This window comes from Paraburkholderia atlantica (assembly GCF_009362785.1).
Lineage (GTDB): Bacteria > Pseudomonadota > Gammaproteobacteria > Burkholderiales > Burkholderiaceae > Paraburkholderia > Paraburkholderia atlantica.
Genome location: NZ_WHNQ01000030.1, coordinates 47,173 through 68,228 on the forward strand (window position 1 = coordinate 47,173; position 21,056 = coordinate 68,228).

Genomic DNA, 21,056 nt, shown 5'->3' on the forward strand with positions numbered 1-21,056 from the left:
ATGGGCGATTTCGACGAAGCGCGCGCATGGATGGTCGAACGGCAAATCGTGCAACGCGGCGTGCGCGACGACTTCGTGATCGAGGCGATGCGGCGTGTGCCACGCGAAGCGTTCGTGCCGTTCGATCTGCGCGAATTCGCGTATGACGATACGCCGCTGCCGATCGGCGGCGAACAGTCGATCTCGCAGCCGTACATCGTCGCGAAGATGCTTGCGGCCGCCGAATTGCAGCCCGGCGATCGTGTGCTCGACATCGGTACGGGCTCCGGCTATGCGGCCGCGATCGCCGCGGAGATCGCGGGCCGGGTGGATTCGATCGAGCGCGACGCGAGCCTCGCCGAGGGCGCGCGCGAGCGCTTGCAGCGGCTCGGCTACGAGAACGTCGAAGTGCATGTCGGCGACGGCACCGCGGGTCTGGCCGCGCATGCACCGTACAACGCGATCATCGCGGCGGCGGGCGGGCCGCGGGTGCCGCAGGCGCTGCGCGTGCAGCTCGCGGTCGGCGGACGGCTCGTGATGCCGGTCGGCAGCAGTCCGAGCCGTCAGCGGCTCGTGAAGATCGTGCGGCGCGACGAACACGACTACGACGAACACGCATTCGCCGACGTGCGCTTCGTACCGCTCGTCGGCGACGACGGCTGGCCGGCGCCAGGCGGCGTGCCACATGCGGATTCGCGACCCACGCCTGAGCCGCTTGCATCCACGCCGGCCACACCTGAGCCAGCCGCACTTACGCCGGCCGCACCTGAAGCGGCCGCGCCTGAGCCAGCCGCGCTCGAACTCGCGCTTCGCGATGCGGCCGAACCGTTGCCCGACATCGATTCGGCCGAATTCGCGGCGTCTTTCGACCGGTTCGCCGGGCGGCGCGTCGTGCTGCTCGGCGAGGCCAGTCACGGCACGTCGGAGTTCTATCGCGCGCGGGCGGCGATCACGCGCCGCCTCGTCGAGCGGCACGGTTTTTCGATGATCGCGGTCGAGGCCGACTGGCCCGATGCCGCGATCATCGACCGGCATGTGCGCGACCGGCCGATGCCCGGCGAGCGGTCTCGACCGTTTCGCCGCTTTCCGACCTGGATGTGGCGCAACACCGACTTCATGGGCTTCGTCGCGTGGTTGCGCTCGCACAATGCGTTGCACCGCGACAGCGAGACGCGCTTTTACGGGCTCGACATTTACAGCCTGTCCGAATCGATCGACGCTGTGCTGCGCTATCTCGACAGCGTCGACCCGGCCGCGGCGCGCATCGCGCGCGAGCGTTATGGATGCCTCAGTCCGTGGCAGAAAGACCCGGCCGTGTATGGGCGCGCCGCGTTGAGCGGCGGCTACGCGCAGTGCGAAGAGCACGTGATCGCCCAGCTCGGCGATCTGCTGAAAAGCCGGCTCGACTATGCGCGGGAAGACGGCGAACGCTTCCTCGACGCGGCGCAGAACGCGCGGCTCGTCGCTGTCGCCGAACACTACTATCGCGCGATGTATTACGGTGGGCCGCAAAGCTGGAATTTGCGCGACACGCATATGTTCGACACGCTGCGTCATGCGCTCGACAGTCGCGGGCCGCAGGCGCGTGTGGTCGTGTGGGCGCATAACTCGCATATCGGCGACGCGAGCGCCACGCAGATGGGCCGCGTGCAGGACGAGATCAATCTGGGCCAGCTGTGCCGCGCGCAGTTCGGCGACGCGGCGGCGCTGATCGGCTTCGGCACGCACAGCGGCACGGTTGCCGCGGCCAGTGACTGGGGCGGACCGATGGAAGTGAAGACCGTGCGGCCATCGCTCGATGGCAGCGTCGAATTCAGCATGCACGGCACGGGCCTCGCGCGCTTCCTGCTCGACCTGCGGCCCGGCGTGCACGACGCGCTGCGTGAACGGCTGCGCGCGCCGCTGCTGGAGCGGTTCATCGGCGTCATCTATCGTCCGGAGACGGAGCGGTATAGCCACTACGCGGAAGCCTCGCTGGCCGAGCAGTTCGATGCGTTCGTGTGGTTCGATCGCACCAGCGCGGTGACCGCGCTGCCCGTTTCCGCCGACGAGAAATACCACGCGGCGGAGACTTTTCCATTCGGTGTGTGAGCGAGGAACGCGGCTTGCAACGGAGCGGACAGGCATATCCAGCTTGTCCGAACCGAGGGAGCCGCACATGAACAAGGTTGTACAGCGCTTGGCCATCGTCGCGATGTTCAGTGTTGCGAGTGACTTCGTCTGTGCGCAAGCCGTCGAGCGGGCCGCGCCTCAGCCGGCTGTCGCCCGCCAAGCGTTGCTATTCGCGCAAGCCGGCAAGGACGCGGGCACCGAAGGCGGCGCGGGCGCGGCGGGCCATTCGGGCACGCCGCCTGGCGAACTGAGCCGCGACCAGACGAACCGCGAGCAGGCGGGGCGCGCGAACCAGGCCGCGGCTCAGCACGGATCGCGCAGTCAGCAGGGCGCGAGCGCGCCCCGCGGTGCCAGCAGCGCGCGCTAGCGGCGACGCGGCCCGGCTGCCGCCGTCGCCGCTCGTGCGCGCGATTCCACCATGAGAGACGAACCGGTCTGGTTCCTGCTGATCGGCGCGCTGCTCACGTTCATGGCGGTCGCGCGCGGGCCGATCCGCCGCTTGCCGCTAACCGGCGCAATGATCTATCTGCTGGTCGGCGTGGCGGTCGGGCCGGCCGTGTCCGGGCTTGTCGGTGTCGATCTGCTCCGCAATACCGTGCTGCTCGCGACGCTCGCCGAAGTCGGGCTGGTCGTGTCGCTGTTCTCGATCGGCATGCATCTGCGCGTGCGGCTGCGCAATCCGCTGTGGTGGTTGCCGCTGCGGCTCGGCGGGCCCGCGATGATCGTCACCGTCGCCTTGATGTTCGGCTTCACCGCCTTGCTGACCGGACGCGCGGACGGCGCGGCGTTGTTCCTCGCGGCCGCGCTGGCGCCGACCGACCCGGTGCTCGCCAACGAGCTGCGCGTGACGCAGGCCGGCGACGACGAACCCGTGCGCTTCGCGTTGTCGGGTGAGGGCGGCCTCAACGACGGCGCCGCCTATCCGTTTGCGGTGCTGGGCCTGACGCTTGCCGGCGCGAGGCTGTTCGGCTCCGGCAGCGGCGTGCATTTCGTCGGCTCGGTGCTGTGGGGGATCGTCAGCGCGCTCGTGATCGGCTGCGTATTCGCGATCGTGTTCGCGCGCGCGATTTTCTTTCTGCGCACCCGCTACGGCGAAGCGATCGGTCTCGACGGCTTTCTCGCGCTAGGGCTGATGGCGACGTCGTACGGCGCCGCGCTGCTGCTGCACGCGTACGCGTTCGTCGCGGTATTCGTGGCGGGCGTCACCGTGCGTCACGAGGAATTGCGCTCGACCGGCGACAAGAATCCGTCCGAAGTGCTCGACGAGGTGCAGCACGGCGAACAGGCCGATGTCGCCAAAGACCCGGAAAAGGCGCATGCGATCCTCGCCGAATCGATGATGGGCTTCACGCGCGAAATGGAGCGGCTCGCGGAGTTGTCGCTGATGCTGATCATCGGCTGCGTCGTGTCCGCGCATTGGCGCGAGATGCTCGACGTGCGCGCAGTGTTGCCCGCGGTGTTTCTGTTTTTCGTCGCGCGGCCGCTGTCCGTCGTCGTCGCGATGATGGGTGCCCGCATCGACAACAGCCAGCGGTATCTGATGGCATGGATGGGGATTCGCGGTGTCGGCGCGTTTTACTACCTGATGTTCGGCCTCGAATACGCGCGCGGCGCGATGACGCCGCTGCTGCCCGCGGTGCTGGATGCGATCGTGTTGTCGGTGCTGCTGCATGGGTCGACCGCGAACTATCTGTTGCGGCGGTATTTCGACCGGCGTCGGTGAATGAAGCGGCGGGCGCGATGTCGCGCGTTGGTTGTCGCGCGGCGCTCTGGCTGGCTCCGGTTTGCCGCTCCTTGTATCGCAATGTATCCGCGCGGCCCGCAGATACGTGCGCATACCAAATCCGCTGATCCAGACACATGCTAGATACGTCGGCGCGTTCAAATACGTCCAACGCAAGTTCGCCCCGGATTTGCAGACCTGAATATCACTGGATCAACAGGAGTAAGCCAGCATGACCCGCATCGAAAACGTGCTGTACACCGGCAAAACCCACACGACCGGCGGCCGCGAAGGCGCCGCGCGCAGCTCGGACGGCCGTCTCGACATCAAGCTGTCGTCGCCCGGCACCTCGGGCGTTGGAACGAACCCCGAGCAGTTGCTGGCCGCCGGCTGGTCGGCGTGTTACATCGGTGCGCTCGGATTGGCGGCGCGCGCGCTGCACCTTTCGTTGCCTGCCGATACGAGCGTCGATGCCGAAATCGATCTCGGCACCACCGATGGCGCCTATTTCCTTCAGGCGCGTCTGTTCGTCAGTATTCCCGGTGTCGAGCGTGACGTGGCGCGCGCGTTGATCGAGCGCGCGCATCAGACCTGCCCGTATTCGAAGGCGTTGCGCGGTAACGTGGATGTGCAAACTACGCTCGTTTGAGCGTCGGTCGGGGTAGTTTGTGGCGGCGCCGCGCTGAAGCATCGGGCGCGGCTCCGCCTTTTCTGTTACGCGCCGCTTCCTTCCACGCGGTCGCGCAGAGCCGATCGAGTTCCGCGCTCGTGAGGCTCGCGCGGCGCGGACGGCTACGCCGCAGGCGCAACGGACGCCCCGGCGATCCCATGCCGGGCGAGCGATGCCGCCACGAAGCCCGACGCCTTCACCTCTTCGACAAACGAACGCAGCGCCTGAGCCGCCGCTTCGCCGCGGCTCTTCGGAACGCCCATCGCCTGCCGGATCACCATGAAGCGCTCGTCGAGCAGCCGCAGCCCGGCCGTTTGCTTCGCATCGGCTTCGAGTTGCTGCTTCACGCCCGCCGCCACTTCCAGCTGCTGCTCGATAAATGTCGGCACGACACTCGGCGAACTCGGCGCGCGCACGATCTGCGCGGCTTTCAACTCGCGTGTGAGGAACAGATCGTACGCGCTGCCTTTGCCGACGACGACCCGGTTGTGCGGCTGATCCACGTCTTGATTCGACCGCACCGGCGAGTCGTCGCGCACCAGATAGAAGCCCTCGATCAGTACATACGGCGCCGTGAATTCAATCGTTTCGCCGCGCGATGGATCGATCGCGAAGAAGCCGAAATCCGCGCGTTCCTCGCTGACGGCCTGCACCGATTTGGCGGCGGTATCGAACACCACCAGTTCCAGTTCGACGCCTAGTTTCGCGGCGAACGCGCGCGCGAGATCGATCGATACACCGAACGGCTCGCCGGACTGGTCATGGCGATTGGCGAGGATCGGATTGCCGAGATTGATCGATGCGCGCAGCTTGCCTGTGGGCGTGAAGGCGGCGGAGACGGAGGAGTCGATGGTCATAAAGGTTCTCGTGGCGACCGCCTTCAGGGCGAACAGCGGTCTCAGGGTTCAAGGATTTCGCTGATGCGGGACAGCGCGTCGAGCGTATGCAGCAGATGCTCGCGCATCGCTTCGGACGCTTCTTCGTTGCGCTCCTGCTCCAGCAGTTCGAGCAGATGCAAATGCTGCTTCGCGTGTTCGACGTAGCGCTCGCGATGCTGCATCGAGCGATACGACAGCAGACGGCGCACGCGGTTCACGCGCCGGATCGTGTCGATGAAAAAGCTGTTGCCCGAAGCCTCGACGAGCGACTCGTGAAAGCGCACGCCGCGATCGTGCAACTGGTCGGCGGTATCCGTTTCGATGCCGCCCGCGAGCAGATGCTTCTCGACCTCGCGGCACCGCTCCAGCACCTTGCGTTCGAGCCGGTAGCCGGGCTCCAGCAGCGCCGCCGGTTCGAGCGCGAGCCGCAGCCGGTACGACTTCAGGAGACTGTCGGGCGTGGTCAGCATCGGCGAGAACTGCCAGCCATAGCCCGGTTTGCGTTCGGCCCATCCTTCCCGCGCGATGCGGCCGAGCACGGCGGTCAGTTGCGCGCTGGTCAGTCCGTAGCGGGTGCGGATCAGCTGCTCGGAGAATTCATCGGGCAGTTCGTTTTTCAGGCGGTCGTCGGCGATCTGGAAATAGGCACGCGTGACGACGTCGGCCTCGGCAAGATGCAGGTCGTCGACCACGTCCGCAAGAGATTCGGAGAGCGGCTTCGCCACGAAAAAGCCGCGATTCTTTTCCCGCGTCAAGATGCCTTTCTCGTGCAGCAACGCGAGCGCTTCGTTCACAGGGGAACGCGAGACGCGCAGACGGTCGGCGAGCATCTGTGCGGGCAGGTGCGCGCCGGCGTCGAGTCCTTCGCTCTCGATGAGCTCGACGATCTGCTTGGCGATGGATCGATCGATCATTTGCGTTGCCTTCGGCCGCAACGTCAGCGCAGCCGCGGTGCGATTTCGAGCCAGCTGCCTCGCCGAGCGCTTTTGCGGTGTCAGCGGGATTACGTCGCCTGAACGCAATAGCGTGTGTTCGAGGCGCATTTTACGGCCGCGGTTGCATCGATCGATTGGATGGTGCGATTCGCGCGCACGGCGCGTACCGGCAGCTTGCGACGAGGCGATGGCGTGCCGGTGGGGGCGTCAACGTCGAGCTTATCACTCGGTTGCAGGTCGAGGGTGTTGCTGCGACGGACTCGTCGCTGATGGGCAAACCGTCGATACGAACCCTGCGGGTCTAAGGCTCATCTGCCGCTGGAAACGTGTCCGGGATTTGCCTCAAAACCTTCGTTCAGGCTCATTTGCCGCTGGACAATGCTCATGACAGAACGGCATCGTATTTCCTACGGATGGCACGTCGATTGAAACGTGGGAGCTAAGAGCAAATGTTGCATATCGCTAACGCAAATGTCTCGTTAGCATAACGCTGCCGGGGTATGTGTTAGCACCCTTTTCGCCCGCCGCCGAAGCAGGTATTTATTGCCCCATTTCTTTAAAAGCGCTAGCTACTAGAGAGTTCTGGACGGGGTGGCCGGGTGTGCCGATCTGCTTCCAGCGAAATCGCGCATTCGAATGAAGCAGCCGAACGGGGTGAACCTTGCATTACTCAAAAGGGACAATTCCCCGTCCGCCAGACGGTAGTCCATCGCGGACATTTCTTGCGGTTGATTTTAGATGGCCTACGATTAACATCACGTTAGCAAAGCGCGTATCAATTAGTAAATCGAGGCGAGAAGTCGCGGTGCGCCGTCTGCCCAATGCTAACAGCAATATTTGCAAGAGGTGGCTACATGAAAGGCGCACAGAGAGTTATCGACGCTTCTCGGCTCGTCGCAGCTTTGATCCTCGCCTGCATGGCGGGCTCGGGCGCACAAGCGCAAAGTTCGAACGCGGCACCGGCTGCGGCGTCTGCGCCGGGTCTTGCAATAGCCGGTCAGGCGTCGTCGAACGCGAAGGACCCATTCCCTCATGGCCCGCACCCGTCTGGCGTCGGACCGAAAGTGCCGCCAGCCTCCGCCCTCGATGGATCGGACGTAGACAAACAGAACGGCGGAGACAAGATCAATCCGAATAATTTCCGCGACGATCGCGGGCCGGCGGTGGATACGCCGTACCAAGCTCCCGAAGCAGCGACTGCCGCTACATTGAGCCGGACACCAGGGGCCGTCGCCGCGCCGACCTTTACGACGACCGACTGGCCGACATTTGGTATGAACAGGCAGCGGACTGGGTATAACCCAGTCGAGACGGTGCTCACCCAGACCAACGTGACGACGTTGGTACAGCACTGGAAGTCACCTGTCCTGGACGGTGCCATCCTGACTCAGCCGGTACTGGCTGCCGGAGTAATGATCAACGGGGTGCCAACCGATATCGTCTATGTTGCGACAGAGGGGAACACTACATGGGCACTGGATGCCGCGACAGGGAAGGTCATTTGGAAAAGCGCCCCTATCCCTCAAGCTATCTTGACGCAGAACTGCACCGGGCTGTTCCAAGGCAAGATCGGGGTGCAGGGCACGCCCGTCATCGACCATGCCAACAACCGGATTTTCGTTGTGAGCGGGCGAGGCTACCTGCATGCGTACAACCTCCAGACCGGCGCGGATCTCCCGGGCTTCAACCTGCTACTTCTCGACGCAAACAACGCTACTCCAAGAACGATGGTCTATGGCGGCTTGACGCTCAGTCCCGATGGTTCGTCGATATACGTGGCGACCGCCGGCGACCCCTGCGATACGGAGCCGTACCATGGACAGGTCGTCCGCGCGTCCACCACCAATCCAGCTGCGATTCTGCAACGCTGGTACCCAGACGGCGCAACCGGGCCAGATGGGGGCGGTATATGGGGTGTGGGAGGCGTATCGATTCCGCCTGATGGGACGGTCGTCTATGCACTCACGGGCAACGCATTCGCCAATCCGGAAAATGCCGCGTTCGCGGAACACGTCGTGAAGCTCACGCCGACCCTGGCGGTAGCCGCGTCGAACTCGCCGCTTTCTCCGCCCCTCACGGACGTCGACTTCGGCGCTACAGCATTGCTCTTTCAGCGTCCCACCTGCCCGACGATGCTCGCGGCCTACAACAAGTCCGGCAACCTGTTCATTTATAACCGGGCCACTATTCAGCAGCAGGGCCCCATCGAAAAGTTGACGATTTCCCAGAGTTCAGAAGAGGGCAGCAACATAGGCCTCCCTGCATTCGACCCGGTGCTGAATCGGCTTTACGTCGTGTCCCCCGCCGGTTCGGGGAGCAACAACTTATACAAACACGGGGTCATTGCATTCTCGATCGACAGCAACTGTACTGTGAACCCCAAACCCGTGTGGCAGGCGCAAGTCGGCTTGAACCAATCCGCGTTCAACCCGGCTATCCCGCCCGTCGCCGCAAATGGTGTGGTGTATTACGCAGACGGTTTGGGCAACGACTTTTATGCATTGGATGCAGCGGACGGGACCATACTCTTCCACGACCGATACACGCCAGTTCAAACCGGCGAGGGGAACTTCGCGTCGCCGATGGTCGTGAACGGGCAAGTCTTCGTCGCTGGTGGCGACCACGTGGTTCATGCCTATGGCCTCTGACTGCTAAACCCGTTAGCACACGCGCCTCGAACGGCGCCGCTTTCCGTCACCACTGGCGCTCGCGCAACGCGGCTTCACGCTTGCCGAACTCAACGCCTGGCTGGAGGGCATAGAGATCCCGGCGCGCGCGCCGCATCGCGCCGTCGCGGTGACGCGCGCGAGTCGACGTTGCTCTCGCCCGCGCAAATAAAGGCTCCCCGAGCTTCTAAACGTAGCGCGAGTTGGGCATCATGATAGCCATGGCGCCCACCGCCATCACTGTCGCGGAATTGCCGGTCGAGCCCGATGCGCTACAGGCGTTCGCGCTCGAACAGAACGCTTCGCGCGCTGTATGCTCAAGATCGTGACCGTGACCGGTCGTCGGCCCGAAGCGTGGGTAGCGTCATGGGCAGGAGGCGGTCGTGAACGGTGGAAGTGGCACTTAGCGACGCTTTCCGGCGGCAGCCGGCAACTGCTGCCCTCCGCCATGATGGTTTGGCGGATTTCAGCGCACTGAAATGTCCGATAACTCATAGAACTTCCTCCCGGCAGTTGTTTGCCTCAATACTTGAAGTAACCGTTCGCCGCCGAGAGGTGGGGCGACGCGCTATGGAATGCGACTTCACATCATCGTTGCTTGTACTATGATGAACCGGCGTGTCCCTGTCTTGTCTCTTTAGTAGCCGCGATCGGTGCTGCGACCTGATCCGCGGTTATTAGCATCGGCACTGTGGGTGTTCGTAAATTCGTGATGTAGACGACGCCAGATTCAGTGTGTCCCGATACTCGCATGTATGTTCCTTAGGCAACGTGCTCGTCGGCACCTACGAAGGAGTAGCATGACTGCATCCCGTTCTAACGCGGCATCGAGGCGAGTCGCTATTCTGGTCCTGCTCTGTCGGGACTACGCAGCGCTCGAACTAACCCTCGCCAGTCACATGGCGTACCGGCCAACAGGCGTCGAGTTCATCCTGCTTCAGAACTGTCGGGGCGGCTATGACGCGGAACGCACGCTTGCCGTCGCGCGGCGCTACGCAAGACTTTTTCCGGGCATCGTTCGGGTCGTCGACGACATTCCGCCTGGCCCACCTTATCGCACGATCAAAAAACTACTCTCGCAGCCGGCGTTCGCCGAAATCGACTTGATCTGCAAGGTGGACGACGACGCGTTTCCGATCGCCGGCGGGTGGCTCGACAAGATGCTGGCCACCTACGACGCGGCGGAAAATGAAAGCGCGAACGAGCTTGCCTACGTCACTCCCCTCATCAACAACAACAACTGGGGCTTCCCTGAGGTGATGCGCGTGATGAACCTGGAGCGCGAATACTTCACGAGCCAGGCGCATCCGCATTTCGTCGGGGCCGACGGGGACAAGCGCTTTCCGCTGCGAATCATCCCTGCGGAGCAGATCGAGATCGGCACCAATGGCACGATATGGGGCTATCCGCACATCGCGCGCTGGCTACATCAACGGACCACGCTTCAACCTGATGCTTTCATCGCTGCGACTCGGGACCTCGAACCTTGCGAAGTGCCTGCAGAATCGCGCTATTCGATCGGCTGCATTCTTTTTCGAAAGCGGTTATGGGACATGATCGACGACGGTGGGCAAGATGACGAGCACATGATGCATATGTACTGCGCGCGGCACCGGCTGAGAATCGTCTGTGCGCGCAGCGTGCCATTCGTGCACATGGCGTACTTCACCCAGCGCGAGGAGAACCGCGACATCGTCGATGCCGCTCGCGCGCTTTACGACGGGAGGCTTGGCCATCCCTTCCCGATTTCACTCTACGCGGACCGTGAACGCGATATCGAAGCGCGGTTGCGCTGGCTCGAAGACCACCCGCCGCAGGCCACCAAGGGGACGCTTGAAGCGTCGAAGCGTGTCAGTCGCGCGATCTATCGGCGAGTGCGCACGCTGTGGCAAAACGGTCGCCGAGCATGGTCTGTCGTGACTGGCAAGCGCGATGCGACGAGCGGCCGGAGCTCTCCGTCACCATGACGTCTTCTATGGCTTCATGAGAAGCCTCCATTGCCGCTGACCCTGCGAAATGCGTCATCTGGCACATAACGCGGAGCATGCGCTGCTATCTATCGAATCGAGTGCGCGCAGCGCTTGTTCATGGCTCAGGCAGTTACCTTCCGCCGAGGGCATCCGGATCAGGCTGCACGGATTAGGATCGTTGCATCAAAACTTCTTGCAGGAATGCAGGCGATTGGGTCTAACGGCCGGTTGTTGTGAGAACGTCAGGATCGCCGTGGCGACGCTCTCACACCGGTTCGTTATTGGCATTCTTGCCTGATCCACTATCGAAGCGCGGAATGCGCCAATACCTCACCACTTTGTGCCGGTCCCTGACATTGGTGCAGCGAAGCATGTACAAATTTCTAAAGTACTTCGTTTCCTGGCCGCACCTGCTCGACCTTTCCTGTGATTGCGCCGCAACTACAGAGATCCGTTTTACCTGATCAATTGTCTGCTTATTTCAGTTCCTGGCGATTCTGGCGGACGCAGACGACCGGCATTTCAGGTCGGCCCGGTTTGCTCCAACAACGTTTTTCGCGAAACAAGGGCGACGACAGCAGCCCCGATCGCTCCGGTGAAATCGCCGCCGGAGGTTCTCGCGCAACAGAATCGCATTCCCTGGAAGCTCGTCAGAACATCGACATAAGGGTGGCGTTTACTGATGAGCCGCGCGGTCGCAGGAGCAAGCTGGCAAACTGGTTGCTTGATACCGGAACTCGCCAGGAATTTGAAATCTATTTTAGGTGCTTATTAATGACAGTGATGTCGAGGTCCGCGAAAGTCCGCACTGGTCCGGCGATGTGTCACTGTTGTACGACTCGGATGAAATTCGTGGCGCACCGTATACGAGTCGTGCGGCTTATTGCCGGTAGCGGTGGCTTCCTCGGACGAAGAGTCGGGAGCCGGTAGCAAGGCCCAACCGGCGCCGGCCTGATCAGGTATTCGCTTCCGCGGAGACCTTACCCGGACTCCGCCCAGGGGATATAAAGATGTGTCTCCAAGCGATCCTCCATCGATGTATTGACAACGGCTAACTCATGACGAGTCCACTCCGACACAACATCGTTGCGCTGTCAGTTCTGCAAGCAGCCAACATGCTGCTGCCGCTTGCAACATTTCCCTACCTGTTGCGTGTTCTGCGCCCGGAACACTTTGGTGCGTACGTGTTCGCGCAAGCCTTAGTTGGTTATCTCGTGCTGCTGACGGACTACGGTTTTAACTGGTCAGCAACTGCTCACGTCGCACGGGTCCAAAAAGATCGGCACGCGGTATCGAAGATCTTTTGGGCGACGCAAGGCGCAAAGGCGCTTATCGCTGTGGTCTGCTTCGCCATCCTGCTTGTAGCGACTTTCTTCGTAGCAAGATTGCGCGAACTGCTGCCGGTTCTGCTCGCTACCTATCCGGTTGTTATCGGAACGGTGCTGTTTCCACAGTGGCTTTTCCAGGGCCTGGAGCAGATGACGTTTACTACGGTCTCCACGTTGAGCGCGCGGGTGCTACTGCTTCCGCTAACGTTCTTCCTGGTGCACTCGCCGGCCGACACATGGATCGCGTCGCTCATCAGTTCGATGAGCGTGATTGCTGCCGGAGTCGTCGCATCGATCCTGATCGCAAAAAACCGACTGATCATCCCCTTGATGCCGAGCATGGCGGACGTCATCGAAGCGCTTCGTGAAGGCTGGCACATGTTCATTTCCACGGCCGCGATCAGTCTGTACACAACCACTAATAGCGTGTTGCTTGGATTTATTGCGGGAGACGTCGCTGTTGGCTACTTTGGCGTAGCCGACAAGATTCGGAACGTCGCCCAGGCGCCGCTCGTACCGTTCGCCAACGCAATTTACCCGCGCGTGACGGCGCTCTTTTCCGAAGACTCCGAAAAGGCGTTTGGACTGGTGCGCAAGATGCTCTACTTGGGGGGCTCGACCATGTTGCTGGCTTCGGTCGCGCTCTGGGCCGGCGCCGATTTGATCATTCGCATCGCCGTGGGCCCTGGGTACGAACCAGCGGTCATCGTCCTTAAGTGGATGGCCCTCCTGCCGCTGCTCATCTGTCTGAACAACGTACTGGGCGTTCAGGTGATGTTGCCGCTCGGCATGAAGAAGAGAGTCAGCGAGATACTGGTCGTCTGCGGCTTGATCAACCTTGCCCTGCTCGTGCCTCTTGCATCGGCTTACGGGGCTCAGGGCGCGGCAATGTCAGTGCTTGCCACCGAATTTCTGGTTACGGCCTTAATGGCTCTCCACCTGATCAAATGCAAGATTCCGGCTTTTTATACGAGGATGCGCAGAGATGAAGTATGACTTCCTGATCGTAGGCGCCGGCTTTGCAGGCGCGGTCTGTGCCGAACGTCTGGCGGCAAGCGGCAAGCGTGTGCTAGTCGTAGACAAGCGGAATCATATTGGCGGCAATGCATATGACCGTGAGGATGAGAACGGTGTGCTGATCCATCCGTATGGTCCGCACATCTTTCATACGAACAGTAAGCGGATATTCGAATACCTGTCGGGTTTTACCGATTGGCGCTTCTACGAGCATCGCGTAAAGGCTTATGTGAACGGGGATCTGTATCCGATACCGATCAATCGCACGACGATCAACAAGCTATATGGCCTCGATCTGAGCGAGGAGGACACGATAGCGTTCCTTGAGTCGGTACGTGAAGCGCGAGAGGCCAATACGACCAGCGAGGACGTGGTGCTGAGCAGCGTTGGCCCTGATCTGTGCGACAAGTTTTTCCGTGGCTACACGCGCAAGCAATGGGGACTCGATCTGTCTGAATTGTCTGCGGGTGTCGCTGCGCGAATACCAACGCGTTCGAACGACGACGACCGGTACTTCACCGATACTTTTCAATTTATGCCGGCGCACGGCTACACCGCGATGTTCGAAAAGATGCTTGACAGTCCAAATATCGACGTGCGTCTGTCGACCGACTATGACGTGGTGAAAGCGAATATCGAATGCGGACACGTTGTGTACACTGGACCGATCGACGCGTATTTCGGGTATCGGTTCGGCAAGCTTCCGTACCGCAGCCTCCACTTTCAACACCAGCATCTGAACGACGTGGAGCGTTTTCAGACGACGGGTACCATCAACTATCCGAACGATCACGAATATACGAGGATTACTGAGTTCAAGCACCTCACCGGGCAACGGCATCAGGGGACTTCGATTGTAAAGGAGTATCCGCGAGCCGAAGGCGAGCCTTACTACCCGATTCCACGCAAGGAAAACGAGGCATTGTTCATGCGCTACAGCGCGCTCGCGGAGACAGTTACCGATGTGACCTTTGTAGGCAGGCTGGCGCAGTATCGCTATTACAACATGGACCAGGTCGTTGGTGCGGCGCTCAAAGCAGTAGAAAGACTCGTCTAAAGGAGCAGTAGTAAGAATGCTCTGACTGGTGGCAACCGAGAGCTTGCCTGGATTGCCTGAAAGATTTGGAGCGTGTACTTGAACGTCTCTTCGTTCGCGTGCGCATCGGGCTCGCCGTAGTGACGGTTCCATGGTTTCGCGCGGTCGCGTCGGTCAAATGCAATTCTTCGCCAGTGACTGTCTTTACGTGCCGCGCAATCTGCTTCTACGCATAGGGAAATTGAAAGATGAACAAGTACCTGGTCGTTCTGAGGTGTGGAGACAGTTCCTTGCATCCGCAATGGTTCAGCGGCGGACAGGCCCCGAACTTTGATTTGATACTGAGTTACTACGGGAAGAACGAAGATTATGCAGACATCTTTGCCAAAGCCATACATCGATTCAAAGGATCAAAATGGGAAGGTCTTAACGACTTCATGTTGAAAAATGCCGAATTGATTCTGCAATATCGTTACATCTGGCTCCCGGACGACGACATCCTGACGGATGTTCAAACCCTGAACGACTTCTTCGAGTATGTAGAACGAGAGAATTTCGCACTCGCGCAACCGTCTCTCGACGAGAGAAGCTATTTCGGTCACCAAACGACGTTGCAAAACAGGGATTTTGAATTTCGCGAAACCAACTTCGTGGAGTTGATGATGCCATGTTTATCTTCGAATGCTTTGCATGCGATAAAACACAGCTTCGGGATGAACAAATCAGGCTGGGGCCTCGATTTCTTGTGGCCCAAGTGGGTCGCTTCTTTTGGAAAGGTTGGCATTATTGATCGTTTTTCCGTGTTCCATACACGCCCGGTCGGTTCGGCCGGGAGCGGCATGGGAGACAATTCAAGTACGAGCCCAGGTTTTGAATTGAATCAGACGCTCGCACAATACGGGATGCTGGGCACTCCGATAAAGGTCAGTCGTGGCAAAACAAGCGATGTAGGCAAATCATATGCGAGCGGTCGACTGGGCAATCCCATGTTGTTCGTTCATGCGGTAAAGGGCAGCAATCCGGTGCGACGGAAAGATATCGTCAGTTTTATGAGGCTGCTGAAAGAGTATCTCCCGTGGCTTCATCATATCAAGCGCACAACGTGGCCAATGCATCGGGCTCCGGAAAGGCGCTCAAGCCGTTGAGAATGATAATGCGTGTGATTGATGTGAGTACCGTCGGCAGTTGTGATGAAAGTCAGGATCGACTTGGCGACGCCGGAGATTTTCGATTAAATGGTTAATTAGTCACACTCAACCATTGGCGACATTAGTCGGGCGAAAAGGGACATGCGCTAGAGATCGCATTTAGTTCTGTATAAACTCTCGTATCGCGTAGTCCGTTGCAACCACCTTCTCGCGTACGGCACGCTATGCCATCTCCAATGGTATGCAACAACGCGGCGATGCTCTCAACGAAGCAGATCGAGGAGGTAAATTATGAGCGATGCAAAATTTGCAACGTTCTGGAATGATCCGGAATTATCTCCTTATGAAATCGCTTGTTTGAATACGTTCACTGCTAATGGCAGCGAAATCGCTGTATATAGTTACAAACCCATCAGCAACTTGCCAAAAGGCGTGATCGAAAAGGATGCGCGGTCGATCCTTCCTGCCGACTCGCTGAGCGCTTTTCCCGTCAATGGCGTTTCTTCAATGGCGCATTTCACAGATTATTTCCGGTTAATAATGTTTACCAAAACGGATGAAATCTGGGCGGACACAGATATTCTTCTCCTGAGACGATTTGACCTGAACATTGCGGGCGACCTGGTCGGCCGGGGACAGTCGGATCTGCTTTGCACCGCACTCCTGCGCCTCGACCCGCGGAATCCACGGCTGCATGATGTAATTCAGCGGGTAGAAGCGATGAAAAACACGGATATAAAATGGCGTGCTGCTGGCTCCCATGTTTTGACGGAAGTCTATGGTGCAAAGGTCGGCTTGCCTGAAAAGGTGTTTTATCCAGTGCATGCCGATTCCTATTATAAGGTCTTTTTGCCCCACTATTTCGAAGAGTGCGCTGCGCTTTGCACCAATGCATATACGCTTAAACTTTGGAATAATCGTGTGGTTAAGCTTGGCGTGTTCAAACGGGTCTGTCCACCAGAGGGGTCATTCCTGCATCACGTGTTTGCCAGTACTAGATCCGATCAGCTTTTCGCCGAGATCTATCCCGCGGATGTGATGCAGAGGTTGGTCAGTAACGCCGAAGAGAGAGTCGGCCGCGATGAAGGCGTTCGCAAACTCATGCGAATAGCATTGGGGAGCGGGTTATCCAGCAAATTTGACGACACGCCGCTCTCACACCGGATTTAATTTGATATCTGTTGGCATATTCGTCTAATCATCGCAAAACGATTTCATTAAAAGATTCCGACATGCTTGCTTGATCGCTGGCGATCTTGGTAGACCCAGACTGCCGGCACTTCAGGTCGGCCCATTTGCTCCTACAACATGATTCGTGATTAGTTGATTTCTTCGCGAAGCAAGGATTTTTGCGATATAGAACGGGTAGTTCACGCCTCGTTTACCTCCAGGAGCATTGTCTATGTCCGCACCGAGAATCAGCGTTCTGCTGCCTATCTACAAGGTCGAGGACTATATCGAGGACTGTCTCGACTCGCTGCTGTCACAATCCTGCACCGATTTCGAAATCATCGCCGTCGACGACTGCAGCCCCGATCGCTCCGGTGAAATCGCCGCCCGGGTTCTCGGGCAACAGGATCGAATTTCGTGGAAGTTAATCAGAAACATCGACAACAAAGGGCTCGCTGAAACGCGAAAAATCGCAGCATCGGAAGCGCGGGGCGACTATGTGCTCTGCGTTGACAGCGACGACCACGTCCATCGCGATCTCATTTGCACCGTGCTGCGCGAAGCCGACCAGCACGACGCCGATGTCGTCATTTTCGCCGCCGAGCGCATCGGTCCCGATGGCGCCGTCAACGCTCGGATCGATTCCGGCGACGGCATTATCACAGGCGTGGAAGCCGTCCAGAAAATTCTCGAACTCAAGCTGCAAGCCTTTTGCTGGAACAAGCTTGTGCGCCGCTCCATCTTCGTCGCAGCCGACCATCCGTGCGGTCTTATCTTCGAAGACGTTTGCGTGTCGGTGCAAACGCTCGCCAACTCGAAAGTGGTGCGCCTCATTCCGGACAACCTCTATTCATACATGATCCGTGAATCAGGAATTTCGAGACGTTTCAACCCGCAGGTCGTCGACCTTTTTACCATCATGGACCGCGTGGAAAAAAATACCGCGTCCCTCCCGATTACCGACTACAAGCGCCTCTTCTTCCGGCTCAAATACAGCTGGGCATTCCGCGCGATCGCGTTTCAGACCGCGATCAGCGCGCCGACCTACCGCCTCGCGAGCCCTATTCTGCAAAGCGTATCCGAGAAGCTGCGCGTGAAGCACCTGCTTGGCTTGTTTGCCGATCGGCATTTGAAGCTTTCCATCACTATGACCATGCTCAAGATCCATCCGTGGATCTTTTATTGCGTCGTAAGACGCTTCAACCGCCGCTGACACAGCAGAATGCGCCATCCGGCACATCATTTAACGCCGAGCGCGTTGAGGTGCACGAGATCGCGTGACCGAATCGAACGTACTCTTGTTTTCCCCAACAGGTACGCCGAGAGTACCGGAACCTGTAGTTAATTGTGTCGCTTGCCGCTTACGCATCGCCGACTAGATATTGGGGCAAGCAGGTCGGCGAATGTCCAGAGCCTTAAGGTTTGTTCGACGCCTGCCCATGTCCGCAGTCTCGCAGGCACGCGACATTGCATGCGGGCAGGCGTTGGACAAACCGGCATCGTTGTGATTCGTCGAGTTTTGGGACTGCATGACGAGAATTACGAGGAATCGACTTGATGAACTGACAAAGCCAATTAATCACTAAGCGCGAGTGCTAATCACTCACTGGATCAACTCCGCTGCATCCCATCCTGACAAAAAAGGGCGGGGGACGCCAATCATGCGTCCCCCGCCCTCCGATGTGTCACCGACGTACGTTACATCAATCGCGCAACTTCACCGCCGTCATTCGCGGCATCAACAGATGAATGATGCCCAGCGCAACCAGATACGCCGATGCGCCGACCGTAAACAGCACCCAATAATTCCCGGTACGCTGCAAGGTCTCGCCGATCACGCCTGAAAAGAAGAACGAACCGACCATCCCCGCCACGCCGCCGATACCGATCACCGTGCCGACGATCCGCTTCGGGAACACGTCGCCGACAGTCGTGACGAGATTCGCCGACCAGCCCTGGTGCGCCGCTGCCGCGAGACCAACGGCGAGCACCGCCCACCACAGGCTCTGGAATGCCGACAACGTTGCGATCGGTACCACGCACAATGCACAGATGAGCATCGTGAGCTTGCGTGCGAAATTCGGCCTGTTGGTGCGCGCCATCAAGCGCGACGACAGCCAGCCACCCGCCACGCTGCCGACCGATGACATCGTATAGATCGCGATCAGCGGCAGACCCATGTGGCCGATGTCGATATGGCGCGACTCATTGAGCCACTTCGGCAGCCAGAACAGATAGAACCACCACACCGGATCGGTCAGCAGCTTGCCGAAGACAAACGCCCACGTTTCGCGGTACTTGAGCACCGACAACCAGCTGACTTTCTGCTCGACGACTTCCTCGCGATCCGCATTGATGTAGTCGAGTTCTTCCTTCGACACCGACGGATGCTCCGAAGGCTGCCGATAAACCAGCCACCACACCGCCAGCCAGATGAAACCGGTTGCGCCGCCCGCGATGAACGTCGCGCGCCAGCCCCACATCACCGCGGCGATCGGCACGAAGGCCGGTGCCACGATTCCGCCGATCGTCGCGCCCATGTTCCAGAAGCCCGTCGCCAGCGCGCGTTCCTTCTTCGGAAACCACGTGGCGGTAGTGCGGATCGCAACCGGGAAATTGGCCGCTTCGCCGAAGCCGAGCAGACCGCGCACGGCCGCGAAACCCGGCACGGTCGATGCCACCGCGTGCAGCATCGCCGCCAGACTCCACAGCGCCATCGCGCCGCCGTAAACCTTTTTCGTGCTGACGCGATCCGCGATCCGGCCGAAGATCGCGAGACCCACCGCATAGGCGACGGTAAATACCATCACGGTCTGTGCGTACTGCACCTGGCTCCAGCCGATATCCTTTTGCAGCATCGGCGCGAGCAGTCCGAGCATCTGACGATCCATGTAGTTGATCGTCGTTGCCGCGAAGATCATCGCGCAGATGGTCCATCGGTATCGTCCGACGGCCGTCCGTGCGGCAGCCGTCGTAGCTTCTAATGTTTTCATCGTGTCTCCTGAAGGTTTCTGAAAAGGTGTCTATACGGTTGTTCAATAGGTCAATGCACTGAGGCGGGCAATCCTTCGCGCGGGCTCATGCGCGAGAAGAACACGACCCCGGCGGCAATCACCGACATCACCGCGAGTCCAGTGAGGCCGCCCTCGATCGAGCCGGTCTTCTGTTCGAGGAAGCCGAAGGTCGCCGGCGCGACGAAGCCGCCGAGGTTGCCGATCGAGTTGATCAGCGCCAGCACCGCGGCGGAAATTCGCGCGTCGAGATAGCCCTGCGGGATGACCCAGAACAGCGACGAGGCCGCCTTGAAGCCGATCGCAGCAAAGCAGATCGCGACGAACGAGAACACCGGGCCGCCCTGGCCGGCTGCATACATGCCGAGCGCGGCGATCAGCAGCACGCACGCGACCCACGCCTGCTGGAACTTGAAGCGCGCCGCGAGCATCGCGAACAGATACATCGCCGCGATCGAAATCAGCCACGGAATCGAGTTGAACAGGCCGACCTGGAAGTCGTTGAAATGGCCCATCTTGTGGATGATGCTGGGCAGCCAGAAAGTCGCGCCGTAGATGGTCAGCGACACCGCGAAGTAGATCAGGCAAAAGATCAGAATTTGCGGATCGCGCAGCAGCGTTCCGAGCGACGGCTTGACCGGGTGCGCGGCGGCGCGCTGGCGTTGCTCTTCGCCGATCGCATCCAGCACCGCGTCCTGTTCGGCGCGGGTGAGCCACGCGGCGTCGCGCGGCTTCGAGTCGAGCCACAGCAGGATGAAGCCCGCGAGCACGACCGAGAACATGCCTTCGATGATGAACATCCACTGCCAGCCGCGCAGCCCCGCGCCTTCGATCAGCATCAACCCGCCGGAGATCGGCCCGGACAGCACCGACGCGAGCGCCGAGCCGCTGAGGAAGATCGCCATCGCCTTGCCGCGCTCGTTGCTCGGCAGCCATTGCGTGAAGTAGTAGATGACGCCGGGAAAGAAGCCCGCTTCGGCTGCACCGAGCAGCAGCCGCATCGCGTAGAACGACGTCTCGCCGCGCACGAATGCCATGCCGGCCGCGGCCAGGCCCCACGTGAGCATGATACGCGCGAGCCACAGCTTCGCGCCGTAGCGCTGCAGCAGGATGTTCGATGGCACTTCGAAGATCGCGTAGCTGATGAAGAAGAGCCCCGCGCCGAGCCCATAGGCCGCCGCGCCGATGCCCAGATCGGCGCTCAGATGCTGGCGCACGAAGCCGATGTTCACCCGGTCGATGTAATTGACGATGAACATCACGACGAACAGCGGCAGCACGCGCCATTTGATCTTGTGCACCGCGCTCGCCAGCGCGCCGGCGAGCGCGGGCCGCGCCGTGTCGGCAATCGGGCTACTCATGGGGTTGTCTCCTTCGATGGCGACGCGCATTGCGCGTCGCGGGCCTCGTAGG

15 protein-coding genes are annotated in these 21,056 nt (G+C 60.1%); 11 read left to right on the forward strand and 4 right to left on the reverse strand.

Going from position 1 to position 21,056, the window contains the following annotated elements; translation table 11 throughout:
* The 4 genes from GCT19_RS31110 to GCT19_RS31125 all read left to right on the forward strand — a co-directional run bounded on the left by GCT19_RS31110 (window position 1) and on the right by GCT19_RS31125 (window position 4,463).
* On the forward strand, window positions 1–2,070 hold the full coding sequence (locus tag GCT19_RS31110) for a protein-L-isoaspartate(D-aspartate) O-methyltransferase (RefSeq protein ID WP_152854034.1): 2,070 nt from the start codon (window positions 1–3) through the stop codon (window positions 2,068–2,070).
* 67 nt (window positions 2,071–2,137) lie between these two features.
* Window positions 2,138–2,458 (forward strand): hypothetical protein, encoded by a 321-nt coding sequence (locus GCT19_RS31115; RefSeq protein WP_152854035.1) that lies wholly within the window; start codon window positions 2,138–2,140, stop codon window positions 2,456–2,458.
* 51 nt (window positions 2,459–2,509) lie between these two features.
* Window positions 2,510–3,814, forward strand: coding sequence for a cation:proton antiporter (locus tag GCT19_RS31120; RefSeq protein WP_018434934.1), 1,305 nt, complete (start codon window positions 2,510–2,512; stop codon window positions 3,812–3,814).
* Between the two features lie 232 nt (window positions 3,815–4,046).
* Window positions 4,047–4,463 (forward strand): organic hydroperoxide resistance protein, encoded by a 417-nt coding sequence (locus GCT19_RS31125; protein ID WP_018434933.1) that lies wholly within the window; start codon window positions 4,047–4,049, stop codon window positions 4,461–4,463.
* A 143-nt stretch (window positions 4,464–4,606) separates the two neighbouring features.
* On the opposite strand, the gene GCT19_RS31130 is transcribed toward GCT19_RS31125, so the two are convergent.
* Window positions 4,607–5,341, reverse strand: a complete 735-nt coding sequence (locus tag GCT19_RS31130; protein ID WP_152854036.1) for an ABC transporter substrate-binding protein — start codon at window positions 5,339–5,341, stop codon at window positions 4,607–4,609.
* Window positions 5,342–5,382: 41 nt separating this feature from the next.
* Complete coding sequence (locus GCT19_RS31135; RefSeq protein WP_026228584.1) at window positions 5,383–6,276, reverse strand: GntR family transcriptional regulator; 894 nt, start codon at window positions 6,274–6,276, stop codon at window positions 5,383–5,385.
* A gap of 875 nt (window positions 6,277–7,151) precedes the next feature.
* Between GCT19_RS31135 and GCT19_RS31140 the strand changes: the two genes are divergently transcribed.
* The 7 genes from GCT19_RS31140 (at window position 7,152) to GCT19_RS31170 (ending at window position 17,845) form a co-directional block, all read left to right on the forward strand.
* Window positions 7,152–8,945: an outer membrane protein assembly factor BamB family protein gene (locus GCT19_RS31140; RefSeq protein ID WP_227749362.1), complete on the forward strand. Its 1,794-nt coding sequence runs from the start codon at window positions 7,152–7,154 to the stop codon at window positions 8,943–8,945.
* An 818-nt stretch (window positions 8,946–9,763) separates the two neighbouring features.
* Window positions 9,764–10,930 carry a hypothetical protein gene (locus GCT19_RS31145; RefSeq protein WP_152854054.1) on the forward strand — a complete coding sequence of 389 codons (1,167 nt, stop codon included), beginning with the start codon at window positions 9,764–9,766 and terminating at the stop codon, window positions 10,928–10,930.
* Between the two features lie 1,061 nt (window positions 10,931–11,991).
* On the forward strand, window positions 11,992–13,257 hold the full coding sequence (locus GCT19_RS31150) for a flippase (RefSeq protein WP_018434928.1): 1,266 nt from the start codon (window positions 11,992–11,994) through the stop codon (window positions 13,255–13,257).
* Complete coding sequence (gene glf, locus GCT19_RS31155; RefSeq protein WP_018434927.1) at window positions 13,247–14,335, forward strand: UDP-galactopyranose mutase; 1,089 nt, start codon at window positions 13,247–13,249, stop codon at window positions 14,333–14,335. The genes GCT19_RS31150 and glf overlap by 11 nt, the downstream gene beginning before the upstream one ends.
* A gap of 227 nt (window positions 14,336–14,562) precedes the next feature.
* The gene (locus tag GCT19_RS31160; protein WP_152854038.1) at window positions 14,563–15,459 is read left to right on the forward strand and encodes a DUF707 domain-containing protein; all 897 of its coding nucleotides are present in this window, start codon (window positions 14,563–14,565) and stop codon (window positions 15,457–15,459) included.
* Window positions 15,460–15,753: 294 nt separating this feature from the next.
* Window positions 15,754–16,632, forward strand: a complete 879-nt coding sequence (locus GCT19_RS31165; RefSeq protein WP_152854039.1) for a hypothetical protein — start codon at window positions 15,754–15,756, stop codon at window positions 16,630–16,632.
* A 232-nt stretch (window positions 16,633–16,864) separates the two neighbouring features.
* Window positions 16,865–17,845 (forward strand): glycosyltransferase family 2 protein, encoded by a 981-nt coding sequence (locus tag GCT19_RS31170; RefSeq protein WP_152854040.1) that lies wholly within the window; start codon window positions 16,865–16,867, stop codon window positions 17,843–17,845.
* Between the two features lie 490 nt (window positions 17,846–18,335).
* On the opposite strand, the gene GCT19_RS31175 is transcribed toward GCT19_RS31170, so the two are convergent.
* Together GCT19_RS31175 and GCT19_RS31180 are read right to left on the reverse strand one after the other, a co-directional pair.
* Window positions 18,336–19,625: an MFS transporter gene (locus tag GCT19_RS31175; protein WP_026228581.1), complete on the reverse strand. Its 1,290-nt coding sequence runs from the start codon at window positions 19,623–19,625 to the stop codon at window positions 18,336–18,338.
* Between the two features lie 50 nt (window positions 19,626–19,675).
* Entirely contained in the window at window positions 19,676–21,004 is a 1,329-nt protein-coding gene (locus GCT19_RS31180) for an MFS transporter (protein ID WP_152854041.1), read from the reverse strand.
* Window positions 21,005–21,056: the final 52 nt, after the last annotated feature.

Coding starts and splice junctions, on each gene's coding strand:
- GCT19_RS31135 (WP_026228584.1), bottom strand. CDS start 6,276: ATGATCGATCGATCCATCGCCAAGCAGATCGTCGAGCTCATCGAGAGC.
- GCT19_RS31140 (WP_227749362.1), top strand. CDS start 7,152: ATGAAAGGCGCACAGAGAGTTATCGACGCTTCTCGGCTCGTCGCAGCT.
- GCT19_RS31165 (WP_152854039.1), top strand. CDS start 15,754: ATGAGCGATGCAAAATTTGCAACGTTCTGGAATGATCCGGAATTATCT.
- GCT19_RS31175 (WP_026228581.1), bottom strand. CDS start 19,625: ATGAAAACATTAGAAGCTACGACGGCTGCCGCACGGACGGCCGTCGGA.
- GCT19_RS31110 (WP_152854034.1), top strand. CDS start 1: ATGGGCGATTTCGACGAAGCGCGCGCATGGATGGTCGAACGGCAAATC.
- GCT19_RS31170 (WP_152854040.1), top strand. CDS start 16,865: ATGTCCGCACCGAGAATCAGCGTTCTGCTGCCTATCTACAAGGTCGAG.
- GCT19_RS31150 (WP_018434928.1), top strand. CDS start 11,992: ATGACGAGTCCACTCCGACACAACATCGTTGCGCTGTCAGTTCTGCAA.
- GCT19_RS31130 (WP_152854036.1), bottom strand. CDS start 5,341: ATGACCATCGACTCCTCCGTCTCCGCCGCCTTCACGCCCACAGGCAAG.
- GCT19_RS31120 (WP_018434934.1), top strand. CDS start 2,510: ATGAGAGACGAACCGGTCTGGTTCCTGCTGATCGGCGCGCTGCTCACG.
- GCT19_RS31125 (WP_018434933.1), top strand. CDS start 4,047: ATGACCCGCATCGAAAACGTGCTGTACACCGGCAAAACCCACACGACC.
- GCT19_RS31180 (WP_152854041.1), bottom strand. CDS start 21,004: ATGAGTAGCCCGATTGCCGACACGGCGCGGCCCGCGCTCGCCGGCGCG.
- GCT19_RS31160 (WP_152854038.1), top strand. CDS start 14,563: ATGAACAAGTACCTGGTCGTTCTGAGGTGTGGAGACAGTTCCTTGCAT.
- GCT19_RS31145 (WP_152854054.1), top strand. CDS start 9,764: ATGACTGCATCCCGTTCTAACGCGGCATCGAGGCGAGTCGCTATTCTG.
- GCT19_RS31115 (WP_152854035.1), top strand. CDS start 2,138: ATGAACAAGGTTGTACAGCGCTTGGCCATCGTCGCGATGTTCAGTGTT.
- glf (WP_018434927.1), top strand. CDS start 13,247: ATGAAGTATGACTTCCTGATCGTAGGCGCCGGCTTTGCAGGCGCGGTC.